Genomic DNA, 23,855 nt, shown 5'->3' with positions numbered 1-23,855 from the left:
CTTCCCCTCACCCCCGAATCAGGTGGACCGTCGCGTCACCCGGCAGCGCTCTTCGCGCCCACGGTGAACCGCGCCCGCCGCCGCCAAGAGTTAAGACATGCCCAACAAGATGTTGATCGACGCCACCCACCCGGAAGAGACCCGGGTCGTCGTGGTCCGCGGCAATCGCGTCGAGGAGTTTGACTTCGAGACCGCGCAACGCAAGCAACTGCGCGGAAATATCTACCTCGCCAAGGTCACCAGGGTCGAACCCTCGCTCCAGGCCGCCTTCGTCGAATATGGCGGCAACCGCCACGGCTTCCTCGCCTTCAGCGAAATCCATCCCGACTATTACCAGATCCCGGTTGCCGACCGGCAGGCGCTGATCGAGGCCGAAGAGCAGGCTCATCGCGAAGCCGAGGAGGAGAGCGAGAACCGGTCGCACGGCCGCCGCCGCTCGCGCCACCGCAATGCCCGCCGCCGCGGTCACGGCGAGCGTGTCCGCAGCGACATCGTCGAGGGTCTCGACGCCGGCGCCGATCCCGCCGCCCAACCGGTCGAAGGTCAGCCCCTGCCCGAGCACGCCGAAGGCGCGCCGCAGGAGGGCGAGCACCTGCACGCTGATGCCGAGCATCACGGCGAGCACCACGAGGATCAAGATCACGACCATGATCACGACGATCACGGGCATGACGATCATGAGCATGATGATCACGGCCATCACGATCATCCTCACGCCCATGATGACGCGCATGCGCACGATCATGACGATCATGGTCATGACCACGAGCATGATCATGACGAGCACGAGCATCACGCCGACGAGACGCCCGCGCCTGTCGCGGCTGTGGGCGCCGAGCCCGCGGTTGCGGCCGAAACGGTTGCCGAGCCTGAGCGGGCTCCTGCCGTCGAAGCCCATGGCGAAACGTTTGCGGAAGTCGTGACCTCGGTCACCGAGCCGGCCGATGCCGTTTACGCCGCCGGCGAAGCGGCGGAGGCGCCGCATGGCGAGGCTGCGGAAACCGAAGAAGACGAAGAGGACGACGAGGACGGCGAAGAAGCCGAAGAGGAAGTGGTTGAATCCGTCGGCGGTGACGACGTGCTCGAGGAAGTGCCGGAGCGCACCTTCCGTCCGCGCCGCCAGTACAAGATCCAGGAAGTCATCAAGCGCCGCCAGGTGATGCTGGTGCAGGTGGTCAAGGAAGAGCGCGGCAACAAGGGTGCGGCGCTGACGACCTATCTGTCGCTCGCCGGCCGTTATGCCGTGTTGATGCCGAACACCGCCCGTGGCGGCGGCATCAGCCGCAAGATCACCTCGGCGCAGGATCGCTCGCGCCTGAAGGAAGTGGTGCAGGATCTCGACGTGCCCGAGGGCATGGGCATTATCCTGCGCACCGCGGGTGCCGCCCGCACCAAGCCCGAGATCAAGCGCGACTTCGAGTACCTGATCCGGATGTGGGAGACGGTGCGCGATTTGACGCTGAAGTCGCAGGCCCCGACGCTGGTCTACGAGGAAGGCTCGCTGATCAAGCGCTCGCTGCGCGACCTCTACAACAAGGAGATCGACGAGATTCAGGTCGCCGGTGAAGCCGGCTACCGCGAAGCCCGCGACTTCATGAAGATGCTGATGCCCGCCAATGTCAGTGCGGTGAAACAGTATCGCGACGGCCAGCCGCTGTTCTCGCGGATGGGCGTCGAGAGCCAGCTCGATGCGATGTTCTCGCCGACCGTGCAGTTGCGCTCGGGCGGCTACATCGTCATCAACCAGACCGAGGCGCTGGTCTCGATCGACGTCAACTCCGGACGATCGACCCGCGAGCACCATATCGAGGACACCGCGCTCAAGACCAATCTGGAAGCGGCCGAAGAGGTCGCCCGCCAGCTTCGCCTGCGCGACCTCGCCGGCCTGATCGTCATCGACTTCATCGACATGGACGAGAAGCGCAACAACCGCGCGGTCGAGCGCAAGCTGTCCGATTGCCTCAGGCAGGACCGCGCGCGCATCCAGGTCGGCCGCATCTCGCATTTCGGCCTGCTCGAGATGTCGCGTCAGCGCATCCGCGCCAGCGTGCTGGAGTCTTCGACCGATCCCTGCCCGCATTGCGGCGGCACCGGCCATGTCCGTTCGGTGTCCTCGGTGGCGCTGCAGCTGCTGCGCGGCCTCGAAGAGATCCTGATGAAGGGCGCGACCCACAATCTCGTGGTCCGCACCCGCACCGACGTCGCGCTCTACGTGCTGAACCACAAGCGCGGTCATCTCCGCGACCTCGAGAACGGCTTCAAGGTCACGCTGTCGGTGATCGCCGATCCCAGCGTCTCAGGACCGCAGGCTTATGTGATCGACCGCGGCGAGCAGGTGCATACGCTCGAAGCCGCCAAGGCGCTGCTGGCCGCACAGGCGGCCGCAAGCCCGCCGCCCCTGCCCGAAGAGGCCTATGACGACGAGGACGGTTTCGACCTCGAGACCGAATCCGAGGTCGAGACCGACGAGACCGAAGGTCTCAGCGAGGAGCAGGCGTCCGGGGAAGCCGGGTCCGAAGGGGACGGCCAGCGCCGCAAACGCCGCCGCCGTCGCCGCGGTCGCGGCGGTCAGCGCGACGGCGAGCTTCGGGAAGATAGTCCGGCCACGCTTCCAGAGCCGGCCCTGGCCGCCGGCGAAGGCGAAGAGGATGGCGACACCGAGCAGGACGGCGAGGACGGTGAGGAGCAGGCCGCCCGTGGCGAGCAGCAGGGCAGCGGCGAGCGCCGTCGCCGGCGCGGCCGTCGGGGTGGACGTCGTCGGCGCGGCGGCAGCGAGGACGGTCTCGCCGGATCCATCGGCGACGAACTCGGCGGCAATCCGCCGCCGGAAGCAACCAACGCTGTGGCCGATTTCGACAGCACCGGCAGCGAGGCCGCGCCGTCGATTGCGCATTCAGGGCAGGTCGCTCTTGATGAGCACGAGACGTCCCAACCCGAGCCTCAATTCCACCAGGCACCGGTTGAAGCGCCGGTCCAGGCCGCACCGGCTGCTGCTGTGGCCGAGGAAGAGCCGGTCGTCGACGGCGACGGGAAGGCGGCACGTCGCCGGTCGACTGTCCGCGAGAAGGTGAGCTTCCTGTCGAGCAGCCCGAGCGAGCCGGCAACAACCCCGGTTGCTTCAGCGCCGGAGCCGGTTGCTCCGCCCGCCCCTGCACCCGCGCCGGAAGCGGCGACCGAGACGCCGGCGGCCCCGCGCCGCGCCGGCTGGTGGTCGCGCCGTTTCGGCGGCGGCCAATAAAGCCGAACACCCCCAATGCAAAACGCCCGGCCAAAAGCCGGGCGTTTTCGTTTTCATGCCCCGCCAATCCGCTACGGCGGCAGTTCGCCATCACCTGATGAGGCCACATCACGCGATGCGATCTGGCGAAGCTGGTCGTAGAGATCGGGCGCCTCGCTGGTGCAGAGACAGACGCCCTTGGCAGACGCTCCCTCGCCGGCATTGAGGTAGGCGTGGCCCATGGTGCTGTCGAGATAGATGCCGTCGCCCTCGCCCAGGATCTCAGGTGCGTAGAACTCGGTGTGGACGGCCACGCGCCCGCTCGTCACCAGAAAATACTCTTCGCCGGCGTGACGCAGCAGTGGCCCGAATTCGTCCAACGAGCGCGCGCGGACCTCGGCGACGATCGGCACCATGCGTTTGCCGATCAGGTCGGTGCATTGATAGGTGTAGGTGTAGAATTTCGTGTTGATCAATTGCCCCTGCCCGGCCCGGCTGATGCTTCGGCGCGCGGTGACCGGCCGGCCCTGTGCAGGCGTCGCGACCGCGGGATTGAACAGCTCCGCGATCTCCATCTTCAGACCTGAGGTCAGCTGGAGCAGCTTGTCGTAGGTCAGCGACATCAGGCCGTTCTCGACCTTCGACAAGGTCGACAGCGCCATCCCGGTCCGTTCCGCTACCTGCTTGAGCGTCAGACCGCGCGCCTGACGGGCGGCCTTGAGACATTGGCCGAGCTGGGAGTTGGCACCCTCTGACGTCGTGATCTCGCTCATGGAGCATCTCTACCATGGGCCCAAGAAAAAATATTGACTGATCGACCCAATCTTTTCGAAGCCACGCACCCCTTGGATGGCTCTCCTGGTTGCCAGCTGGGCATGCAGGCCAGGGTTTGTGCATGAAATGCCCGGTTTTGACGAATATTGGTGCGTCGGAGCTCATTTCCGATATGCTAAATCGTTTTCATAATCTGAAAGGGATTGGCCTTGCCCGACCTGTGCGATTCCAGCGCCGTTGAGTTACGCCGCCTGCTGGCCAGCAAGGCAATCTCGCCTGTCGAACTGCTCGACGCCTGCCTGTCCCGCATCACCGCCGTCAATCCCGCTGTCAACGCCGTCGTCACTCTGGACGAGCCGGGCGCTCGCGCCGCCGCAAAGACCGCCGAGACCGCCATCCGGTGCGGTGAGGATCGAGGCCCGCTGCACGGGCTCCCCGTTCTGATCAAGGACACGCAAGACACCGCCGGGATGCGCTCGACCTATGGCAGCCCGCTGCTCCGCGACAACGTGCCGGCTGCTGACCAGGGCTCGGTCGCGCGCTTGCGCGCCGCCGGTGCCATCATCTTCGGCAAGACCAACACGCCGGAATGGGCGGCCGGCGGCAACACCCGCAATCCCGTATTCGGCGCGACCGGCAATCCCTTCGATCCCATGCGCTCGGCGGCCGGCTCCTCCGGCGGCTCCGCGGTCGCGCTCGCCTGTGGCATGGCGCCGCTCGCCTCGGGCTCCGACACCGGCGGCTCCCTGCGCAATCCGGCGGGCTTCTCCGGCATCGTCGGGATGCGACCCTCCTATGGCCTGGTGCCGAGCGAGAAGCGCATCTTCGGCTGGTCCAACCTGTCGACCGATGGACCGATGGCGCGCAACGTTGCCGACACCGCATTGATGCTGTCGGCAATGGCGAGCGACGATCCCCGCGATCCACTCGCCTACACCCTGCCCGGCGAGCCCTTGCGCGGACGCGCCGAGCGCTGGGCGGCGCCGGGCCCAACAGACCTCGGCAAGCTGCGCCTTGCCTTCACCGAGGATTTCGGATTCGCGCCGACCGAGCAGGCGATCCGCCGCGTGTTCCGCCAGCGCGTGAGCAAGCTCGCGCCGCTGTTCGCCGAGAGCTGCGAGGCGACACCCGACTGCACCGGCGCCGACGATGCTTTCGCCGTGCTGCGCGCGGGCCTGTTCCTGGCGACCCATGGCAAGACCTACAAAGAGCGGCCCGAGATGCTCGGCCCCAACGTCCGCGCCAACGTCGAGGAAGGCCTCCGCTATACGCTCGAAGACCACGCCCGCGCTTGCACGACGCAGACACGGATTTATCGCGCCTATCAAAGCTTCTTCGAAACCTGCGACGTGCTGATCAGCCCGACCATCACGCTGAGCCCGCGGCCCTGGTCGGAGCTCTATCCCGCCGAGATCGACGGCGTGCCGACGAAATCCTACTTCCACTGGCTCGCGCTGGCCTACGCCGTCACGCTTGCCGGCCACCCCGCGATCAGCATTCCGCTCGGCCTTGATGAAGCCGGCCTGCCGTTCGGCCTCCAGATCGTCGGCCCGCGTGGTGGCGATGCCATCGTCCTCTCGGTCGCCGCGAGCATCGAGGCTGCGTTCGCGAACGATCCGGAAATGTGCCGGCCGGTGCCCGACCTCGCACGGCTCGCCGCCGCGCCGGCGCTGTCGGCCGCGCCCGGCTTTCTCACCTGGGAATAGAGCCCGCGAACAAACCAGACAGGCATGACCGCCGGCCCGCCGGCATCGAGGAGATCAGCATGGCCGAATTGTCGAACCGCAAAACCGGAATCGTCGCCTTCGTCCTGCTTTATCTCGCCTATTGCATCTCCTATATCGACCGCGCCGCGATCTCGCTGGCACTGGCGCAGATCGGCAAGGATTTCAATCTGCAGGCTGCCGATCTCGGCATCGTCATCAGCGCATTCTTCCTGGGGTATGCGGCGATGCAGGTGCCCGGGGGATGGCTCTCCGACCGCTTCGGCTCGAAATATGTCGTCATCGTCACCATCGTGATGTGGTCGCTGTTCACCGCGTTCACGAGCCTTGCCTGGTCGCTGACCTCGCTGATCGCGATCCGCTTCATCTTCGGCATCGCCGAAGGCGGCTTTCCGCCGGCAAGCATTCGCGCCATCGCGGAGCTCTTCAAGAAGGACAGCCGGCCCAAAATGTCGTCGCTGCTGCTGTCTTCGAATTATGCCGGCAGCATGATCGCACCGCTGATCATGGCGCCGCTGATCGTCTGGCTGGGCTGGCGCCACGCCTTCAATACGATCGGCATCGCCGGCATCGTCTTCGCGGTGATCTACTTCGTCTTTGTTCCACATCTGGCGCGTATCGGCGTCGGACCGGTGACGGCAAAGCCCCGCGCGCCGATGCGCGAGCTGATGAAGAATCCGCTGCTGTGGCAGCTCATGGTGGTGTGGTTCGGCCTGAGCTGCGTCAACAAGGGCCTGGATTCCTGGATGCCGCTCTATCTGCTGCAGCAGCGCGGGCTCGACCTCAAGACCGTCGGCGTGGTGGCGCCGATCCCGTTCGTGATGGCGACATTTGCAACCGCAATCGGCGGCTGGGTGATGACCACCTTCTTTGCCGAGCGCGAAAAATATCTCTTGATCGGCAGTTCCGCGTTAACGGGCATCTTCCTCTACGCCATGTACAAGGCGGAGACGATCACCGCCTTGATCGTCTATCAATCGGTGGTCTACTTCTTCAAATCCTTCGTCCTGGCCTCCGTGATTGCGCTGCCGACCAAGCTGCTGCGTGACGACCAGATCGGATCGGGCATCGGCATGGTCAACCTGGGCGGCCAGAGCGCGGGCTTCGTTGCACCCGCCATCATGGGATTCATCGTGACGGGGTCAGGATCATTCGACGCGGCCTTCGGCTTCCTGGTGACGATGACGGCGATGTCGGTCGTCGTCGCCGCGACCATCAACACGGCGCAGCCGAAGTTGGCGCCGAAGCCGGCCTGACGGGAGTTCTGCAGATGCGAAGCGCAATCATTCTTGGCGGCGGCATGGTGGGGGTCGGCGCCGCCGTACATCTGCGCCAGCGCGGCTGGACGGTGACACTGGTCGACCGCCGGGAGCCCGGCCGCGAGACCAGCTACGGCAATGCCGGCATGATCCAGGCCGAAGCGGTGCGGCCCTATCCGATGCCGCGCGACCTCTCTTCGCTGCTGAACATCGCGACCGGCCGCACCAACGACGTGCGCTACAGTTTTTCCTCGCTGCATCGTCACGTCGAGCCGCTGCTGCGTTATTGGTGGCATTCGGCGCCGAAGCGCCATCGCGAAGCGATCGCGGCCTGGGCGCGCCTGATCGCTTATGCGACCCCCGAGCACGACGTCCTGATCCGCGAGGCCCACGCCGACAATCTGATCCGCCGCGCCGGCTATCGCGCGGTGTTTCGCGATGCCGCGGCGCTCGACCACTCGATCAAGGAGGCGGAAGCAGACCGCCGCGAGTTCGGCGTGAATTTCCGCGTGCTGTCGGGCAGTGAGTTGACAAAAGCCGAGCCGATCCTGCGCAACGATCTTCCCGGCGCGATCCACTGGCTCGATACCTGGACCGTGTCCGATCCCGGCGCACTCGTGACGGCCTATGCCGAGCTGTTCGAGCGCCTTGGCGGTCAGATCGTGCTCGGCGATGCGCAGTCGCTGCAACAGACCGCAACCGGATGGTCGGTGAACACCGACAACGGCCGCATCGATGCCGCCAATGCCGTCGTGACACTGGGGCCGTGGTCGCCGGATCTCTTGCACAAATTCGGCTACCGGATTCCGCTGGTGCGCAAGCGCGGCTATCACATGCACTACACCGGCGGCGCCACGCTCGATCTGCCGCTGGTCGACAAGGGCCAGGGCTACGCCATGGGTCCGATGGCCAAGGGCATCCGCATTACCACAGGCGCGGAGCTGACGGGCCCTGATGCGCTGGCGACGCCGGTGCAGCTCGCCAGTGCCGAAGCCTCCGCGCGCGAACTGATCGATCTCGGCAAGCGCGCCGAGCCCGAGCCGTGGTTCGGCACCCGCCCCTGCACGCCTGACATGGTGCCGGTGCTCGGGCGCGCCCCGCGCCACGGCGGCCTCTGGATGAATTTTGGCCACGGCCACCAGGGCTTTACGCTGGGACCCGCCACCGGTCGCCTGCTCGCGGAGATGATGAACGGCGAAACGCCGTCGATTGATCCGACACCATACCGTCCGGAGCGGTTCTAGCCGTCAGATCGCGCGACGAGCACTTTCCTGATGCGCTGGGCATCGTCCGGCGTCGCCGGGTTGTAGACGACCATGCCGAGATCGGGCCGGCCATCGACCGCGAAGGCCGAATATTCGAACGCCATCTGGCCGAGCACCGGATGGCGCAGATGCTTGACGCCCTCGCTATAGGAGCGGACGTCATTGTCGGCCCACAGCTTGGCGAAGTCCGGGCTGAGACGGCACATCTCATCGACGAAGTCAGCGACATGCGAGACCGCGCCGGCGCGCGCCACATCGGCACGAAACGCTGCGACTACGAAACGGGCCACGCTCTCCCAATCATATTGGGCGGCGCGAACCCGCGGCTCGCAGAAGATCAGGCGCAGGATGTTGCGCTGTTCGGGCAGCAGCTTTGAATAGTCGGTCAGCACGATCGTGGCCGCCCGATTCCAGGCGACGACGTCCCAGGTCACTGTCCTGATGATGGCGGGGCTCGTCTCCAGCGCATCGAGCACGCGCTGAAGCCGTGGCGAGACGCCTTCGCTCGCCCGGTAGCGCACCTCTGGCGGACGGCCCAGCCCGATCAGAAACAAGTGCTCGCGCTCGACGTCGGTCAGCATCAGCGCACGCGCGATGCGGTCGAGCACGTCGGCCGACGGCGCGCCGCCCCGGCCCTGCTCCAGCCAGGTGTACCAGGTCGGGCTGATATTGGCGCGCTGCGCCACCTCCTCGCGGCGGAGCCCGGGCGTGCGCCTGCGAGGGCCGCTGAAGCCGAACGCCGCCGCATCGAGCCTGACACGGCGGTCCTTCAGGTAGGTCCCGAGCAGGTTGTCGCTGGTCGTCTCGCTCATCCTGTTAGCTATAATACCCTGATAACGTCACTACTTTACCGGGATAATACTAGCGCAGATGCTGGCTCCAACCAACTGGAGACCTGCTCATGCGTGTATTCGTCACTGGCGCCACCGGCTTCGTCGGCTCCGCCGTCGTTGCGGACCTGATCGCCGCCGGCCACAGCGTCACGGGCCTTGCGAGGTCCGACGCCGGCGCGGCCGCCCTCACCGCGATGGGCGCCAAAGTCCATCGCGGCTCGCTGGAGGACCACGCCTCCTTGCGCAGCGGCGCGGCCTCTTCCGACGGAGTCCTGCACCTCGGCTTCAACCACGACTTCTCGAAGTTTCTGGACAATTGCGAGCTGGACCGCCGCGCCATCCTCGCCCTCGGCGAGGAGCTCAAGGGCTCCGACCGTCCGCTCATCGTCACGTCGGGCGTGGCTCTGCTGGCGCCGGGGCGGCTTGCAACGGAAGACGACGAGGCCGCGCACCGCTTTCCGCGGGTGTCGGAATCCACCGCGCTGTCGCTGGAAGGTGTCCGCGCCGCGGTGGTTCGACTGCCGCCGACGACCCATGGCGAGGGCGACCATGGCTTCGTGCCGATCCTGATCAACCTCGCGCGCCAGAAAGGCGTGGCGGCGTATATTGGCGATGGCACCAACCGTTGGCCGGCCGGGCACCGCTGCGATGCCGCTCGCGTCTATCGCCTCGCACTCGAGCAAGGCGCAACGGCACCGCGCTATCACGCCATCGCCGAGGAAGGCATCCCGTTCAAGACGATTACGGAGGTGATCGGCAAAAGGCTGGGCCTGCCCGTGGTCTCGAAATCGCTGGACGAAGCGACCGAGCATTTCGGCTGGTTCGCACAATTCGCCGGTGCCGATGTGCCGACGTCCAGCGCCAAGACGCGCGCCCTGCTCGGCTGGCAGCCCAAAGAAAAAGGGCTGATCGAGGATCTCGACCAGCCCTATTACTTCCAGGTCTAACGGCGCAACGCGCCGTTAGATCCTGATCAGTCCGTCGTGACCGCGGTTTCCATGTCGGTCGGATCGATCTGCTGGCTCAGCCGCGCGTTGAGCTTGTCGCGATCGAGCTCGCCCTCCCACCAGGCGACGATCACACAGGCGACGCCGTTGCCGCAGAGATTGGTCAGCGCACGGCACTCGCTCATGAACTTGTCGATGCCGAGCACGATCGCCATGCCCGGCACGAGGCGCGGATCGACCACCGCAAGCGTCGCCGCCAGCGTGATAAAGCCCGCGCCGGTGATGCCGGACGCGCCCTTCGAGGTCAGCATCGCCACGACCAGGATCGTGAGCTGCTGGCTGAAGGTGAGGTCGTAGCCGAGCGCCTGCGCGATGAACAGCGTCGCCAGCGTCATGTAGATGTTGGTGCCGTCGAGATTGAACGAATAGCCCGTGGGCACCACGAGGCCGACCACCGACTTCGAGCAGCCGAGCCGCTCCAGCTTCTCCATCAAGGACGGCAGCGCGCTTTCGGAGGACGAGGTGCCGAGCACGATCAACAGTTCGTCCTTGATGTAGGCCAGGAACTTGAAGATCGAGAAGCCCGCGATCCGCGCGATGATGCCGAGCACGACGAACACGAACAGCGCGGCGGTCAGGTAGAACGTCGCAATCAGGCCCATCAGGTTGAGGATCGCGCCGGTGCCGAACTTGCCGATGGTGTAGGCCATCGCGCCGAAGGCGCCGAGCGGCGCCGCGCGCATCACGATGGAGATGACGCCGAACACCGCGTGCGCGGCATCGTCGATGAAGCTGCGGATCACATGGCCGCGCTCGCCGAGGCCCATGATGGCGAAGCCGAACAGTACCGAGAACAGCAGCACTTGCAGGATCTCGCCTTGCGCGAAGGCGCCGACCACGGTGTCGGGAATGATATGCAGGATGAAGTCGACCGACTTCTGCGCTTCGGCCTGCTTGGCAAAGTTGGCAACGGCATTCGCATTGGCTGCCGCACTGCCGAAGCCTGCGCCCGGCTTCACGACATTGCCGATGATCAGGCCGATGATCAGCGCGAATGTCGAGACCACCTCGAAATAGACCAGCGCCTTGACACCGATGCGGCCGACCTTCTTGGCGTCCTGGATGTGGGCAATGCCTGACACCACGGTGCAGAAGATGATCGGGGCGATCACCATCTTGATCAGCTTGATGAAGCCGTCGCCGAGCGCCTTGATCCAGTCGTTGGTGGCAACCGTCGGCCACAGCCAGCCGACGATCGCGCCAAGCACGATCGCGATCAGCACCTGGACATAGAGAATTTTATACCACGGCTTGGCGGTAGCAGGTGCAGCCGGCGCGCCAGCCATCGTTGTCGTTGTCATTGTTACCTCCCCCTCGAAACTCTGAGCCAGCCAAGATCAACTTGGCCGGCCCTGTCAATTGGAACCGTTCGCCGTGGTAAGCTCTAGCAGCGGTGGTCGACGATCCGGCGCACCGCCGGCAGCAGCGCAGCCCCGAGCGCGTTCTTGATGACCGAAGCCGCGATGAACGGCGCGACGCCGACCGCCCAGGCCTTGTCCGCACCAAGGCCGATTCCGTAGGCCAACCAGCCGAAGCCGGCGATGAAAATGACGACATGACCGGCGGCCATGGCCGCAAACAGCAATACGACGTTGCGATCCCCGCCGCGCTCGGCGAGCCAGCCGGTGATGAAGGCAGCGGCCACGAAGCCGAAAAGATAGCCGGCGGTCGGGCCGACCAGCGGTGCAATTCCACCGACGGGGCCGGCGAACACCGGCAGCCCCATCGCGCCCTCGGCGAGGTAGGCGATCATGGTTGCGCTGCCAAGGCGCCAGCCATAAGCCGCGCCGATCATCAACACGACCAGCGTCTGCAGCGTCATGGGCACGTAAGGCAGCGGCAAATTGACTTTGGCCGACAGCGCCATCAGCGCGGAGCCGAGCGCAACAAGCACCACAGCACGCAAGTGCCCGACGGCTTCGCCCGGTCGGGTCGGCCACATCACGGCGGCAAGAGGAGAACGCGACGGGGCGCCGGACTGGGCGGTTCGGTCAGACAAGATGCACTCCGGAAGGCTAGCAAAAACTGGCGGCTATTTAAGCCAGTGAGCGATCCGGTCAACTGCCTCCTGCATCTCCTGAAGCGAGCGCGCATAAGAAAGTCGAATGAACGAGCGGCCATGGATTGGATCGAAGTCGACGCCCGGCGTGGCCGCAACATGGGCCTTCTCCAGCATCTGCTTCGCGAACTCCAAACTGTCGGAGGTGAAATCCGAGACGTCGGCATAGAGGTAGAACGCGCCATCCGCCGGCAGGAACTTCGCTAAGCCCGCCCTGGGCAATCCCTCGATCAGGATGCGCCGGTTTTCCTGATAGCCATGCTTGATCTCCTCCATCTCCGCCGTGCCGTCGAAGGCGGCCTCCGCCGCGATCTGCGAGAGCGAGGGCACCGAGATCGAGAGGTTCTGCTGCAGCCGCTCGATCGGACGCACCAGAATATCAGGCACGACCATCCAGCCGACGCGCCAGCCCGTCATGCAAAAATACTTTGAGAACGAGTTGATCACGAGCGCCTGGTCGGACAGCGCGGCCGCCGTCACCGCAGGAAACGCATAATCGAGCCCGTGATAGATCTCGTCGGAAATGAAGCGAATGCCGGCACCTTCCGCAGCTGCAATCAGGCCGGCGAGCGCCTCGCGGGACATCATCGTTCCCGTTGGATTGGCGGGGCTGCCGACCAGCACGCCCTTCAGCGGCGCCTTGCGATGGGCGGCGAGCAGCGCCTCGCCGGTGAGCGCGTGGCGGGTGTCATGGGTGGTCTCGATCAACACCGGCTCGCAGCCGAGCGCGGTGAGGATGTGACGATACGGCGGATAGCCAGGCACCGTGACGGCGACGCGATCGCCGGGCTCGAACATCGACAGGAAAGCCAGGATGAAACCACCGGAGGAGCCCGTGGTCACCACGATCCTGTCCGGACTGACGGTGCAGCCATAGGCGTCGCGATAATGCCGCGCAATGCGCTCACGCAGGCTGGGAATGCCGAGCGCCGAGGTGTAATCGATCCGCGCCGTCGCAAGCGCCGCCTGAGCAGCCGCAATCGCCGTCTTCGGCGCACCTGCCGCGGGCTGGCCGACCTCCATGTGAATGACATGGCCGCCAGCGGCCTCCATGCGGGCCGCTGCCGCCATCACGTCCATCACCATGAACGGGGGAACATCGCTGCGGCGGGAGGGCTCGAGCCACTGCCCCACCCGGTTCCTTAGTGTCGCATCGTGCATTGATTTCTGCTATTTCGCTGGCAAAACAGGGCGCTTGCGCCCCAGACTAGCCGCATTATACGGCTCATAAGGGCATATCGCGTATCCGGTCCGCCGCCAATCGCCAAAACCAATCACAAAACTGCATCCAAATCCGTTTGCAAGCCCGTTTGATGTCGCTCCAGATCGTATTGCGCAAGAAGGCCACCGCCCTCACCGCCCTCGTTACCGCGACTGCAATCGCGCTGCTGCCGGTCCCGGCAGCGCAGGCGCAGGAAGGCCGCGGGCCGCCGACCTTGCGCGACTCGGAAACCGAGCAGCTGCTCCGCGAATATACGCGCCCGATTCTGCGCGCCGCCGGTCTGGAGAAGCAGAACATCCAGATGGTGATCATCAACGACAACTCGTTCAACGCGTTCGTCGCCGATGGCCGTCGCATCTTCGTCAATTACGGCGCAATCCTGCAGTCGGAGACGCCGAACCAGCTGATCGGCGTGCTTGCGCACGAGACCGGGCATCTGGCCGGCGGCCATCTGGCCAAGATGCGCGAGCAGCTCGCCAGCGCCCAGACGCAGATGATCATCGCCATGCTGCTCGGCGCCGGCGCCATCGCGGCCGGTGCCCGCGGCGGTGGCAATAGTGGGCTCGCCAACGCCGGCGCGGCCGCGGTTGCCGGCCCGCAGGAGATGATCCGCCGCTCGCTGCTGTCCTATCAGCGCCAGCAGGAGGAGAACGCCGACCGCGCCGGCGTGAAGTTCCTGACCGCGACGCAGCAGTCGCCGAAGGGCATGTACGAGACCTTCAAGCGCTTCACCAGCGAAAGCCTGTTCGCGGCGCGCGGCGCAGATCCCTATCTGCAGTCGCACCCGATGCCCGCCGACCGCGTTGCAGCGCTCCAGGAATTTGCCAGCACCAGTCCCTATTGGGACAAGAAGGACGATCCCGCACTCCAGCTGCGCCATGACATGGTGCGCGCCAAGATCTCCGCCTTCATGGAGCGGCAGGAGGTGGTCTATCGCCGCTACCCCCTGACCAATGACAGCCTGCCGGCGCGCTATGCCCGCGCCATCAGCACCTATCTGCATGGTGACTTGCGCAGTGCCCTCGCCCAGATCGATGCCCTGATTGCGGTGCAGCCCAACAACCCGTACTTCTACGAGGTGCGCGGCCAGGCCCTTCTGGAGAGCGGCAAGCCCGCCGATGCGATTGCCCCCCTGCGCAAGGCCGTCGCACTCTCGAACAATTCGGCCCTCATCGAGATGTTACTTGGGCAGGCTCTGGTTGGAACCGATAATAAGGCCTACACGGACGACGCCATCAAGATTCTCCGTGAAGCGGTGGCGCGCGAGCCCGAGGCGCCGATCGGCTACACCCAGCTTGCGATGGCCTATGGCCGGAAGGCAGACTATGCCGAGGCGGATCTCGCCTCTGCCCAGGCCGCTTATCTGCGCGGCGACAACAAGACCGCTCGCGAGCTTGCCACGCGCGCGAAAACCCGTTTCGCCGTCGGCACGCCCGGATGGGTCAAGGCCGACGACATCGTGGCGTCGAAATCGCCGCGCAACTAAAGCGTTTTCAAGCGAAGTGGATACCGGTTCGCGCCAGGAAAACGCGTCAAAACAAAAAGCTGGAGCCCCGTTCCGACCTCGTCGGATCGGGGCTCCAGACCGAAGCCTGAACTGCTCATTTGACGTCACGACACCACGACTAGGTCCGCCGGGACGTTGTTTCAAAACCTGCTCTGGATAAGAGGATTTGCCAATGCCATCGCTGCGCCTGCTTGCTTCCGCGCTCATTGCGCTCGCCTTATCAGGCGCAACGGGACCGGCTTCGGCCGAGAGCTTCTCGGATGCCCAGCGCACCGACATCGAGGCCATCATCAAGAACTACCTCGTCAGCCATCCTGAGGTGCTCGAGGAGGCGATGACGGAGCTCAGCAAGCGGCAGGCCGCGGCAGAGACCGAGAAGCACGAAGCCAGCATCGCGCAGAACTCGGAGGCGATCTTCAACTCGCCGCGTCAGGTCGTGCTCGGCAACAAGGACGGCGACGTCACCTTCGTCGAGTTCTTCGATTACAATTGCGGCTATTGCAAACGCGCGATGAGCGACATGCTCGACCTGATGAAGTCCGATTCCAAGCTGAAGGTGGTGCTGAAGGAGTTTCCGGTGCTGAGCCAGGGCTCGGTCGAGGCCGCCCAGGTCGCGGTCGCAGTGCGCATGCAGGATCCCTCCGGCAAGAAATATCTCGACTTCCACCAGAAGCTGCTCGGCGGTCGCGGCGCGGCCGACAAGGCGCGCGCCATGCAGGCGGCCAAGGAAGCCGGCCTCGACACCGCGAGGATCGAGAAGGACATCGCCAGCCCCGAGGTGCGCTCCACCATCGAGGAGAATTTCAAGCTCGCCGAGGCGATGGGCATGAACGGCACGCCGAGCTACGTGATCGGCAAGCAGATCGTGGTCGGCGCCATCGGCCTCGAGGGCCTCAAGGAAAAGATCGGCGTGGCGCGCTGCGGCAAGGCGACTTGCTAGCGAGACGATTCACCACTTGCGGACGGAACGAGGCTGGCTGAAAAGCCGGCCTTTTTCGTATGCCGAAAACCGGCGCGAATCCGGCGCGGACGTTCATCTCGCGTTTAAGAAACAAATGCCGGGGAACAGCAGATGTTCCGGAACAAGTGACACCTCCTCTCGTTGTCGGCGCGGGCAATGACGCAAAGAAACACGTGAGGAGAATACGCATGTTGAACCGCTTTATGATCTCGGTTGCCGCACTCGCGCTGATCGCGGGCGCCGGTCTGGCGAACGCACAAGGCACGATGAAGAATGACAGCGGCGCCGGTGCGCAGCCGATGGAGCACTCGCAGTCTTCGGGCGGCGCCAGCGAGCGCGGCAAGGACTCCGCAAGTCCGCAGAAGGGCACGGTGGGTCAGGCCGGTGGCTCCATGAAGCAAGGCGAAGAGAAGTCGTCTGGCGCGATGGAGAAGTCCGGGACCGCGGAGAAATCCGGCGGCGCGATGAACAAGAACGCGGCCGAGGAGAAGGCCGGCGGGGCGAAGGGTGAACACGCCCAGAGCGCGCAGGACAAGTCCACGCAGGACAAGTCCAAGAGCATGAGCCAGGACACCAGCAAGTCCGGCGCCCAGAAGGACATGAAGGCTGAGGGCAGCAAGAGCGGCACCTCGACCAACAATGCCGAGAACCAGAAGGGCACCACGAGCACCAACCAGAAGGCCCAGGGTCAGACCAGCCCCAGCACCAACCAGAACGCCCAGGGCCAGACCAGCCCCGGCGCTAACCAGAACGCGCAGGGCCAGAGCAACACCAACACGACGGTCGGTCAGGCCGGCGCCGGCGCCAAGCTCTCGACCGAGCAGCGCACCCAGATCACCTCGGCGATCCGCGAGGAGCACATCGCTCCCGTGAGCAACGTGAACTTCTCGATCTCGGTCGGTACCCGCATTCCGCGCGAGGGCATCGAGCTGCACGCCCTGCCGTCGCGGGTCGTGACGATCTATCCGGAGTGGCGGACCTACAAGTACGTCCTGGTGAAGGATGAGATCGTGATCATCAATCCGGACACCTACGAGATCGTGGCTGTCCTGAACGTCTAAGGCCGGAAGACGGCAACCTCAGGGGCGGGCAGCGATGCCCGCCCCTTTTGCATTGGGCCGGCAGCCATGCTTGGAACTGGTTAGCAAGCAATTTCCGTAGTTTCCGCACAGGTTTTTGCACGCTGGATGAGGCGCCTGAACCGGCCCGGGAAGCCCTTGAAGGCTTCCCCTCACGCACTTTGTTACCTATAACCCCGCCACGCCGAAACACCTTTCCGGGACAGAATGGCCGAACCAGCGACCGACACGATCCTCGTTCTCAACGGGCCGAACCTCAATGTGTTGGGGACGCGGGAGCCGGAGCAGTATGGCCATGCCACGCTGGCCGACGTCGAGAAACTGTGCCGGGAGACCGCGGCGAGCTTCGGCATCGAGGGCTATCGCCTCGCTATCCAAGGGCTTGCCGCCAAGCTCGGCACCAGGCCCAAAGCCTGACGCTCTCTCTTCACCCAGAACATTCGGATCAAAGAACATGGCGCGCCAGCCAGACGACAAAGCAGCCGCAAAGTTTTCCAGCGACGATTCCGCGCTCGTCCGCGAGCTCGCTCTGCTGCTCGATGAGACCAGCCTCACCGAGATCGAGATCGAGCGCGCCGGCCTGCGCCTGCGCGTCGCCCGCAACATCAGCGTCGCCGCGACCATGCCGATGCCGGTGGCGGCCGCGGCCCCCGGGGTCGCCGCAGCTCCCGCGGCTGCGGCTTCAGGCGTCGCAGACGTCTCCAAGCATCCAGGCGCGGTGACCTCGCCGATGGTGGGGACCGCCTATTGGGCGCCGGAGCCCGGCGCCAAGCCGTTCGTCGAGGTCGGCTCCAAGGTCTCGGTCGGCCAGACCCTGCTGATCATCGAGGCGATGAAGACCATGAACCAGATCCCCTCGACCCGATCAGGCACCGTGACGCAGATCCTGGTCGAAGACGGCCAGCCGGTCGAGTTCGGCGAGCCGCTCGTCATCATAGAATAACGCGGATGGCGAATTGCGAATAGCGAATGGCGCCAGCCCTCCCTACTCGCCTTCGCCACTCGCCATTCGCTGCAGGACAACATGTTCGACAAGATCCTCATAGCCAATCGCGGCGAGATCGCCCTTCGCATCCTGCGGGCCTGCAAGGAACTCGGGATTGCGACCGTCGCCGTGCACTCCACCGCCGACGCCGACGCCATGCATGTGCGCCTGTCGGACGAGAGCGTCTGCATCGGGCCGCCGCCATCGAAGGACAGCTATCTCAACGTTCCCGCGCTGCTCGCGGCCTGCGAGATCACAGGCGCGGACGCCGTGCATCCCGGCTACGGCTTCCTGTCGGAGAACGCGCGCTTCGCCGAGATCCTTACCGAGCACAATCTGCAATTCATCGGCCCCAAGGCCGAGCATATCCGCCTGATGGGCGACAAGATCGAGGCCAAGAAGACCGCCAAGCGGCTCGGCATTCCCGTGGTGCCCGGCTCCGACGGCGCGGTCGGTCCCAACGATGACGCGATGGCGATCGCCAGGAAGATCGGCTTCCCCGTGCTGGTGAAGGCGGCCGCCGGCGGCGGTGGCCGCGGCATGAAGGTCGCACAGAGCGAAGCGGATCTGCAGATTGCGCTGTCGACGGCGGCCAACGAAGCGAAATCCGCGTTCGGCGACGCCTCGGTCTACCTGGAAAAATACCTGCAGAAGCCGCGCCACATCGAGATCCAGATTCTCGGCGACGGCCGCGGCGGCGCGATCCATCTCGGCGAGCGCGACTGCTCGCTCCAGCGCCGTCACCAGAAGGTCTGGGAGGAAGGCCCCTCGCCCGTGCTGGCTGCGGCGGCGCGCGCCAAGATCGGTGAGACCTGCGCCAAGGCGATGCGCGAGATGAAATATCTCGGCGTCGGCACCATCGAGTTCCTCTACGAGGACGGCGAGTTCTACTTCATCGAGATGAACACGCGCATCCAGGTCGAGCATCCCGTCACCGAGAGCATCACCGACATCGACCTGGTGCTGGAGCAGATCCGCATCGCCGCCGGCGGCGAGCTGCCGGCCCGGCAGGACGAGATCCAGATCATCGGCCACGCCATCGAATGCCGCATCAATGCGGAGAACCCGCAGACCTTCCGCCCTTCGCCCGGCCGGATTCTCCAGTATCACCCGCCCGGCGGCCTCGGCGTGCGCATCGATTCGGCGGTCTATCAGGGCTACCAGATCCCGCCTTATTACGATTCCCTCGTCGGCAAGCTGATCGTCCACGGCAAGACCCGCGCCGAATGCCTGATGCGCCTGCGCCGTGCGCTGGACGAGATGGTGGTCGAGGGCATCGAGACCACGCTGCCGCTGTTCCGCGATCTGGTCCGCCAGGATGACATCATCAACGGCGACTACCACATCCACTGGCTGGAACAGTACCTTGCCGGCAAGACGGAACCATCAGCGAAATAATCGTCACCCTGGTCGGGAACCGCTTGGCCCCCATCGCGTTTTGGACGGTGGGCAGTTCCAAGGGGGCGTTTTGACTTCCAGATATGATCGAGCGAGTTCGTCGTGACCGCCGAGGGGCAGCGACGTCGCGCATTTTGGCAGATCCTGCTGTTCGCAGCCGGCCTCGTCGTGCTGACCGCGATCAGCGCAGGCTCGGTCTATCTGGTCAACGAGGCGCGCAACGACAGCAAATGGGTGGTTCACACCATCGAGGTGGAGAACCAGGTCAATGCATTGCTGCTCGAGGTCCGCCGTGCCGAGAGCGGCGCGCGTGGCTACCTGCTGACGCGGGAGGCGGGTTTCCGGACCGATCACGAAAAGGCCGTCGCCGCGATCATCCCTGCGCTCGACAGGCTGACGCGCCTGATCGGCGACAATCCGGCACAACGCCAGAATATCGAGCAGCTCAGTGCCGCGATCGAAACCCGCCTCGGCCAGTTCGCGCGCGAGATCGATTTCGTGGGCCAGGGTCAGCCGGAGAAGGCCACGGCGCTCGTCAGCGAAGCCGCTAGCGCCGGCACCACGATCGCCATCGGCAGTGCCGGCAGCGCGATGATCCGCGAGGAGGAGCGGCTGTTCCAGCTCCGCACGGCCAACGCCGACCGCAGCCAGACGCTGGCTGCCTCCCTCACCGGTATCGGTTCCGGCCTCGTGGTGGTCCTCGCCCTGATCTCGATCTGGCTGGTGCGGCGTTCGGCGCGCATCCGCGACGAGGCCGAGGCACAGCTGCGCGATGCCAACGTCAACCTGGAGGCCACCGTCGACGAACGCACGGCAGACCTGCGTGAAGCCAACGACGAGATCCAGCGCTTTGCCTATATCGTCAGCCATGACCTGCGCTCGCCGCTGGTCAACATCATGGGCTTCACCAGCGAGCTCGAAGAATTGGGCAACGACATCTTCCGACGGATCGGAGGGCTTACGCGTGTGCCGGCCGGCGGTCCACCGGTCGATGCCGCAGAGATTCCGCTCGATGACGCCGACAAGCAGCTGTCGGCGGATTTTTCCGAAGCGCTCGGCTTCATTAAATCTTCGATCGCCCGGATGGACCGGCTGATCTCGGCGATCCTCAACCTCACCCGCGAGGGCCGGCGCGAGTTTCAGCCGGAGCGGATCGACACCCGCGACTTCATCGAGGCCATCGTCTCCTCGCTGGCGCACCAGGCGGCCGAAGCGCAGGCCGAGATCCACATCGAGCCGTTGCCGAATATTGTCAGCGACCGCCTTGCACTGGAGCAGATTTTCTCCAATCTGATCGATAACGCGATCAAGTACCTCAAGACCGGGGTCCCCGGCGAGATCAGCATTCGCGGGCGCACCAAGCTTGGCTACGCTATCTTCGACATCAGCGATAATGGCCGTGGTATCGATCCCAGGGATCATCAGCGGATTTTCGACCTGTTCCGGCGTGCTGGAACCCAGGACAAGCCCGGTCAGGGCATCGGTCTTGCCCATGTACGTGCACTTGTGCGCCGCCTCGGCGGCACCATGTCGGTATCATCGGAACTGAATGCAGGCAGCACGTTCACGATCACGCTGCCCATCAATTGGAACGCCAGCAACCGGAATGCGGACCGATGACAATGCCCGTCACCATCATCATGATCGAGGACGACGAGGGCCACGCCAGGCTGATCGAGCGCAATATCCGCCGTTCCGGCGTCAACAACGAGATCCTCTCCTTCACCAACGGCGACTCGGCGATGAAGCATCTGTTCGGCCCGGACGGAACCGGGCTCGCTCAGAAGGGCAACGCGCTGCTGATCCTGCTCGACCTCAACCTGCCCGACATGAGCGGCATCGACATCCTGAAACAGATCAAGGAAAACAAATATCTCAAGGCCTCACCCGTGGTGGTGCTCACCACCACCGACGACAGCCAGGAGATCAAGCGCTGCTACGAGCTCGGCTGCAACGTCTACATCACCAAGCCCGTCAATTACGAGAATTTCGCCAATGCCATCCGGCAGCTCGGCCTGTTCTTCTCGGTCATCCAGGTCCCGCCCGCCGCCTCATGACCCAACAGCGCACCCCGACACTGCTCTATATCGATGACGACGACGCACTGGCGCGCCTGGTCGATCGCGGCCTCACTCGGCGCGGCTACAAGGTCGTCCATGCCGCCAGCGGCGAGGAAGGCCTCGAGCGGATCCGCAACGCCAGCACTCAGGGCTGCATCGATGTCGTGGCGCTCGACCAGTACATGCCGGGTCTCGACGGGCTCGAGACGCTCGAGCAGATCATGGCGATCCCGGACGCCCCGCCCGTGGTCTTCGTCACCGCCTCGCAGGATTCCAGCATCGCCGTCACCGCGCTGAAAGCTGGCGCGGCCGACTATCTGGTCAAGGACGTCAAGGGCGACTTCATCCCGCTGCTGCATGTCGCGGCCGAAGGCGCGCTGCGCCAGGCCGAGCTGCAGCGCGCGCGTGATGAAGCCGAGGCCGAGATCCACGCCTCGCGCGACCGCTACGCCGCGCTTGCCGCCGAACGCGAGCTGCTCTTGCGCGAGGTCAATCACCGCGTCGGCAATTCGCTCCAGATCATTGCTTCGCTGCTGCACCTGCAGGCGAGCTCCGCCGCACAGGACGAGGTCAAGGCCGCCCTCACCAACGCGATGGGCCGCGTTGCCGCCGTCGCCCAGGTGCACCGCCGCCTCTACACCTCGCAGGATCTGAAGAGCGTGATGCTCAACCAGTATCTCGACTCCTTGCTCGAGGACCTCCGCCGCTCCGCCGAAGGCAACCGGATGTCGCGCCTGACGGTGAAGGCCGAGCCGATCGAGATCGACCCCGACCGCGCCGTCGCCGTCGGTATCATCGTCAACGAGCTGGTGATGAACGCTGTGAAATACGCCTATCCCGATGGCGCTGGGCCCATTCACGTCGAGCTGACCTCGCAAGGCGAGGATCTCCTGCTGTCCATCACCGACGACGGCGTCGGCGACAACGTCAAGGCCGATCCGCGCTCCACCGGCATGGGCCAGCGCATCGTCGCGGCCATGGCTTCCAAGCTCGATGCCACCGTCGAGCGCGATCCGAACCATTCCGGGACCCGCATCCTCCTCCGGTTCCGCCGCACCCCCGCCGTATCAGGCCAGGCGAACAGCGCCGCGGCGGCGAGCTGATCCCGGCCCCGCCCCATCGCACCGGCATCGCGATCCTGCTATTGTAGCGATCATGACTTCGCGCGACTCCGCCTCATCTGAAATCACACCCGCCGTGCTGCTGCGCGCCTATGCCTGCGGCATCTTTCCGATGGCCGAGAGCGCGGACGATCCGACCCTGTTCTGGGTCGAGCCGGAAATGCGCGGCGTGATCCCGCTCGATGGCTTTCGCGTCGCCTCGCGCCTGGCGCGCACCGTGCGCGCGGACGCGTTCCGCGTCACCGTCAACACCGCGTTCAAGGCAACCATCGCCGGCTGCGCGGCGCCGCAGGCAGGGCGCGAGGACACCTGGATCAACAAGCGCATCCGCGACCTCTATGGCGGCCTCTACGAGCTCGGCCATTGCCACAGCGTCGAGGCCTGGCAGGGCGACGATCTCGTCGGCGGCCTCTACGGCGTGAGCCTCGGGCGCGCCTTCTTCGGCGAGAGCATGTTCCACACCGCGCGCGATGCCTCCAAGGTCGCGCTGGTGCATCTGGTCGCCGATCCACGGCGGCTTCGAGCTGCTCGACACCCAATATGTCACCGAGCATCTGAAGAGTTTTGGTGCGACCGAAATCTCGCGGCGGCGCTACACCGCGCTGCTCGACAAGGCGCTCACCGGCGAGTCCGGCGATTTCCTGCGACTGTCGTCAGGCGATGCGATCCCGGGCGCACGCGCGCTCGAGATCATCGCTTCGCGGCAGTAGATCAGCCTTACTGGCTGCCAAACCCTGGGGATTTGGCCTAGCGGCCAAACCCGGGAATACCGAACAGACCGGGCCGCTGCTCCGGCGGCGGAGGTGGCGGCGGGGCCGCCTGCGGCGGTGGCGGCAGAGGCTGCGGCGGACGCTGCTGCACGGCCTGCTTGGGCGCGGCCTTCTTCTGCGCCGCTGGCGGTGGTGGGGGCGCGGCCGGCTTGGTTGCCGGATCCGGCGCTGCGGTCGCAATGGTCTGCTGCGGCTCTTTGCAATCGGTCAGCCAGATATCGTAGATCGGGTGCTCGACGCCGTGCAGGCCGGGGCTTGCGGCATACATCCAGCCGGAGAAGATCCGCTTCACCTCGCCCTGCAAGGTGATCTCGTCGACCTCGACGAACGCGTCGGTGTTGGCGGCCTCGGTCGCGGGGCGCGTGTAGCAGGCATCGGTCTTCACCCGCAGTGCGCCGAATTGCACGGTCTCGCCGATATCCTCGTCGAAATTGATGATGCGGCCGGTGATCTTGTCGAGGCCGGAGAAGGTCGCCTTCTTGTTCACGATCTTCTGGGCCGGCGGCTCGGTGACGACCTCGTCGCCCGGCTGCAGGCTCGCCGGTGCCTGCGGCACGGCGCCCTGCTGGGTCCCGCCCTTCTGCTGCGGCTGGCGCTGACCAGGAACAGCACCG

General features: G+C 65.3%; 19 protein-coding genes and 2 pseudogenes. 15 read left to right on the top strand and 6 right to left on the bottom strand.

Going from position 1 to position 23,855, the window contains the following annotated elements:
- Positions 1 to 97 precede the first annotated feature (97 nt).
- The gene (locus XH98_RS11645; RefSeq protein WP_442868567.1) at positions 98 to 3,238 is read left to right on the top strand and encodes an Rne/Rng family ribonuclease; all 3,141 of its coding nucleotides are present in this window, start codon (positions 98 to 100) and stop codon (positions 3,236 to 3,238) included.
- 71 nt (positions 3,239 to 3,309) lie between these two features.
- Here the strand turns inward: XH98_RS11645 and XH98_RS11640 are convergent, their stop codons facing one another.
- Entirely contained in the window at positions 3,310 to 3,990 is a 681-nt protein-coding gene (locus XH98_RS11640) for a helix-turn-helix domain-containing protein (RefSeq protein ID WP_057744921.1), read from the bottom strand.
- A 210-nt stretch (positions 3,991 to 4,200) separates the two neighbouring features.
- Between XH98_RS11640 and XH98_RS11635 the strand changes: the two genes are divergently transcribed.
- Genes XH98_RS11635 through XH98_RS11625 form a run of 3 tightly spaced genes read left to right on the top strand, consistent with a single transcriptional unit; the run spans position 4,201 to position 8,218 of the window.
- Positions 4,201 to 5,697: an amidase gene (locus tag XH98_RS11635; RefSeq protein WP_271618666.1), complete on the top strand. Its 1,497-nt coding sequence runs from the start codon at positions 4,201 to 4,203 to the stop codon at positions 5,695 to 5,697.
- 59 nt (positions 5,698 to 5,756) lie between these two features.
- Positions 5,757 to 6,971, top strand: a complete 1,215-nt coding sequence (locus XH98_RS11630; RefSeq protein WP_057744918.1) for an MFS transporter — start codon at positions 5,757 to 5,759, stop codon at positions 6,969 to 6,971.
- 14 nt (positions 6,972 to 6,985) lie between these two features.
- Positions 6,986 to 8,218, top strand: coding sequence for an NAD(P)/FAD-dependent oxidoreductase (locus tag XH98_RS11625; RefSeq protein WP_271602884.1), 1,233 nt, complete (start codon positions 6,986 to 6,988; stop codon positions 8,216 to 8,218).
- Here the strand turns inward: XH98_RS11625 and XH98_RS11620 are convergent.
- Complete coding sequence (locus tag XH98_RS11620) at positions 8,215 to 9,051, bottom strand: helix-turn-helix transcriptional regulator (RefSeq protein WP_271602885.1); 837 nt, start codon at positions 9,049 to 9,051, stop codon at positions 8,215 to 8,217. The two genes, XH98_RS11625 and XH98_RS11620, sit on opposite strands and share 4 nt — an antisense overlap.
- Positions 9,052 to 9,140: 89 nt before the next feature.
- Here XH98_RS11620 and XH98_RS11615 point away from each other — a divergent pair, with 89 nt between their 5' ends.
- Positions 9,141 to 10,019: an SDR family oxidoreductase gene (locus XH98_RS11615; protein ID WP_271618665.1), complete on the top strand. Its 879-nt coding sequence runs from the start codon at positions 9,141 to 9,143 to the stop codon at positions 10,017 to 10,019.
- 26 nt (positions 10,020 to 10,045) lie between these two features.
- On the opposite strand, the gene XH98_RS11610 is transcribed toward XH98_RS11615, so the two are convergent.
- The 3 genes from XH98_RS11610 to XH98_RS11600 form a co-directional block, all read right to left on the bottom strand.
- Positions 10,046 to 11,380 (bottom strand): dicarboxylate/amino acid:cation symporter, encoded by a 1,335-nt coding sequence (locus XH98_RS11610; protein WP_271618664.1) that lies wholly within the window; start codon positions 11,378 to 11,380, stop codon positions 10,046 to 10,048.
- An 83-nt stretch (positions 11,381 to 11,463) separates the two neighbouring features.
- Complete coding sequence (locus tag XH98_RS11605; protein ID WP_271618786.1) at positions 11,464 to 12,021, bottom strand: biotin transporter BioY; 558 nt, start codon at positions 12,019 to 12,021, stop codon at positions 11,464 to 11,466.
- A gap of 90 nt (positions 12,022 to 12,111) precedes the next feature.
- Positions 12,112 to 13,299, bottom strand: coding sequence for a pyridoxal phosphate-dependent aminotransferase (locus XH98_RS11600; protein ID WP_271618663.1), 1,188 nt, complete (start codon positions 13,297 to 13,299; stop codon positions 12,112 to 12,114).
- 152 nt (positions 13,300 to 13,451) lie between these two features.
- Between XH98_RS11600 and XH98_RS11595 the strand changes: the two genes are divergently transcribed.
- The 10 genes and pseudogenes from XH98_RS11595 to aat all read left to right on the top strand — a co-directional run bounded on the left by XH98_RS11595 (position 13,452) and on the right by aat (position 23,181).
- Positions 13,452 to 14,846 (top strand): M48 family metalloprotease, encoded by a 1,395-nt coding sequence (locus tag XH98_RS11595; protein WP_271618662.1) that lies wholly within the window; start codon positions 13,452 to 13,454, stop codon positions 14,844 to 14,846.
- 193 nt (positions 14,847 to 15,039) lie between these two features.
- Positions 15,040 to 15,807: a DsbA family protein gene (locus tag XH98_RS11590; protein ID WP_271618661.1), complete on the top strand. Its 768-nt coding sequence runs from the start codon at positions 15,040 to 15,042 to the stop codon at positions 15,805 to 15,807.
- Positions 15,808 to 16,016: 209 nt separating this feature from the next.
- A complete protein-coding gene (locus XH98_RS11585; protein WP_271618660.1) occupies positions 16,017 to 16,889 on the top strand; it encodes a DUF1236 domain-containing protein in 873 nt (290 codons plus the stop codon).
- A 225-nt stretch (positions 16,890 to 17,114) separates the two neighbouring features.
- Positions 17,115 to 17,264, top strand: a pseudogene (locus XH98_RS11580) (type II 3-dehydroquinate dehydratase); the annotation flags it as partial.
- 97 nt (positions 17,265 to 17,361) lie between these two features.
- On the top strand, positions 17,362 to 17,850 hold the full coding sequence (gene accB / locus XH98_RS11575; RefSeq protein ID WP_271618658.1) for an acetyl-CoA carboxylase biotin carboxyl carrier protein: 489 nt from the start codon (positions 17,362 to 17,364) through the stop codon (positions 17,848 to 17,850).
- Positions 17,851 to 17,931: 81 nt separating this feature from the next.
- Positions 17,932 to 19,290, top strand: a complete 1,359-nt coding sequence (gene accC / locus XH98_RS11570) for an acetyl-CoA carboxylase biotin carboxylase subunit (protein WP_271618657.1) — start codon at positions 17,932 to 17,934, stop codon at positions 19,288 to 19,290.
- A 102-nt stretch (positions 19,291 to 19,392) separates the two neighbouring features.
- Positions 19,393 to 20,910: a sensor histidine kinase gene (locus XH98_RS11565; protein WP_271618656.1), complete on the top strand. Its 1,518-nt coding sequence runs from the start codon at positions 19,393 to 19,395 to the stop codon at positions 20,908 to 20,910.
- The gene (locus XH98_RS11560; protein ID WP_271618655.1) at positions 20,907 to 21,347 is read left to right on the top strand and encodes a response regulator; all 441 of its coding nucleotides are present in this window, start codon (positions 20,907 to 20,909) and stop codon (positions 21,345 to 21,347) included. Before XH98_RS11565 ends, XH98_RS11560 begins: the two co-directional genes overlap by 4 nt.
- Complete coding sequence (locus XH98_RS11555; RefSeq protein WP_271602895.1) at positions 21,344 to 22,453, top strand: sensor histidine kinase; 1,110 nt, start codon at positions 21,344 to 21,346, stop codon at positions 22,451 to 22,453. The genes XH98_RS11560 and XH98_RS11555 overlap by 4 nt, the downstream gene beginning before the upstream one ends.
- 52 nt (positions 22,454 to 22,505) lie before the next feature.
- Positions 22,506 to 23,181 (top strand): annotated as a pseudogene (aat, locus tag XH98_RS11550) (leucyl/phenylalanyl-tRNA--protein transferase).
- Between the two features lie 37 nt (positions 23,182 to 23,218).
- On the opposite strand, the gene XH98_RS11545 reads toward aat, so the two are convergent.
- Positions 23,219 to 23,855 (bottom strand): DUF2155 domain-containing protein (locus tag XH98_RS11545; RefSeq protein WP_271618654.1); only part of this gene is annotated, 637 nt, incomplete at its 5' end.

This window comes from Bradyrhizobium sp. CCBAU 51745 (genome assembly GCF_028128715.1).
Taxonomy (GTDB): domain Bacteria; phylum Pseudomonadota; class Alphaproteobacteria; order Rhizobiales; family Xanthobacteraceae; genus Bradyrhizobium; species Bradyrhizobium manausense.
This window is presented reverse-complemented; position numbering and strand designations above follow the sequence as displayed.

Bases quoted from the DNA above. Each gene is read 5' to 3' on its own strand.
- XH98_RS11645 (WP_442868567.1), top strand. From the start codon at position 98: ATGCCCAACAAGATGTTGATCGACGCCACCCACCCGGAAGAGACCCGG.
- XH98_RS11640 (WP_057744921.1), bottom strand. From the start codon at position 3,990: ATGAGCGAGATCACGACGTCAGAGGGTGCCAACTCCCAGCTCGGCCAA.
- XH98_RS11630 (WP_057744918.1), top strand. From the start codon at position 5,757: ATGGCCGAATTGTCGAACCGCAAAACCGGAATCGTCGCCTTCGTCCTG.
- XH98_RS11625 (WP_271602884.1), top strand. From the start codon at position 6,986: ATGCGAAGCGCAATCATTCTTGGCGGCGGCATGGTGGGGGTCGGCGCC.
- XH98_RS11620 (WP_271602885.1), bottom strand. From the start codon at position 9,051: ATGAGCGAGACGACCAGCGACAACCTGCTCGGGACCTACCTGAAGGAC.
- XH98_RS11615 (WP_271618665.1), top strand. From the start codon at position 9,141: ATGCGTGTATTCGTCACTGGCGCCACCGGCTTCGTCGGCTCCGCCGTC.
- XH98_RS11610 (WP_271618664.1), bottom strand. From the start codon at position 11,380: ATGACAACGACAACGATGGCTGGCGCGCCGGCTGCACCTGCTACCGCC.
- XH98_RS11605 (WP_271618786.1), bottom strand. From the start codon at position 12,021: ATGTGGCCGACCCGACCGGGCGAAGCCGTCGGGCACTTGCGTGCTGTG.
- XH98_RS11600 (WP_271618663.1), bottom strand. From the start codon at position 13,299: ATGCACGATGCGACACTAAGGAACCGGGTGGGGCAGTGGCTCGAGCCC.
- XH98_RS11595 (WP_271618662.1), top strand. From the start codon at position 13,452: ATGTCGCTCCAGATCGTATTGCGCAAGAAGGCCACCGCCCTCACCGCC.
- XH98_RS11590 (WP_271618661.1), top strand. From the start codon at position 15,040: ATGCCATCGCTGCGCCTGCTTGCTTCCGCGCTCATTGCGCTCGCCTTA.
- XH98_RS11585 (WP_271618660.1), top strand. From the start codon at position 16,017: ATGTTGAACCGCTTTATGATCTCGGTTGCCGCACTCGCGCTGATCGCG.
- accB (WP_271618658.1), top strand. From the start codon at position 17,362: ATGGCGCGCCAGCCAGACGACAAAGCAGCCGCAAAGTTTTCCAGCGAC.
- accC (WP_271618657.1), top strand. From the start codon at position 17,932: ATGTTCGACAAGATCCTCATAGCCAATCGCGGCGAGATCGCCCTTCGC.
- XH98_RS11560 (WP_271618655.1), top strand. From the start codon at position 20,907: ATGACAATGCCCGTCACCATCATCATGATCGAGGACGACGAGGGCCAC.
- XH98_RS11555 (WP_271602895.1), top strand. From the start codon at position 21,344: ATGACCCAACAGCGCACCCCGACACTGCTCTATATCGATGACGACGAC.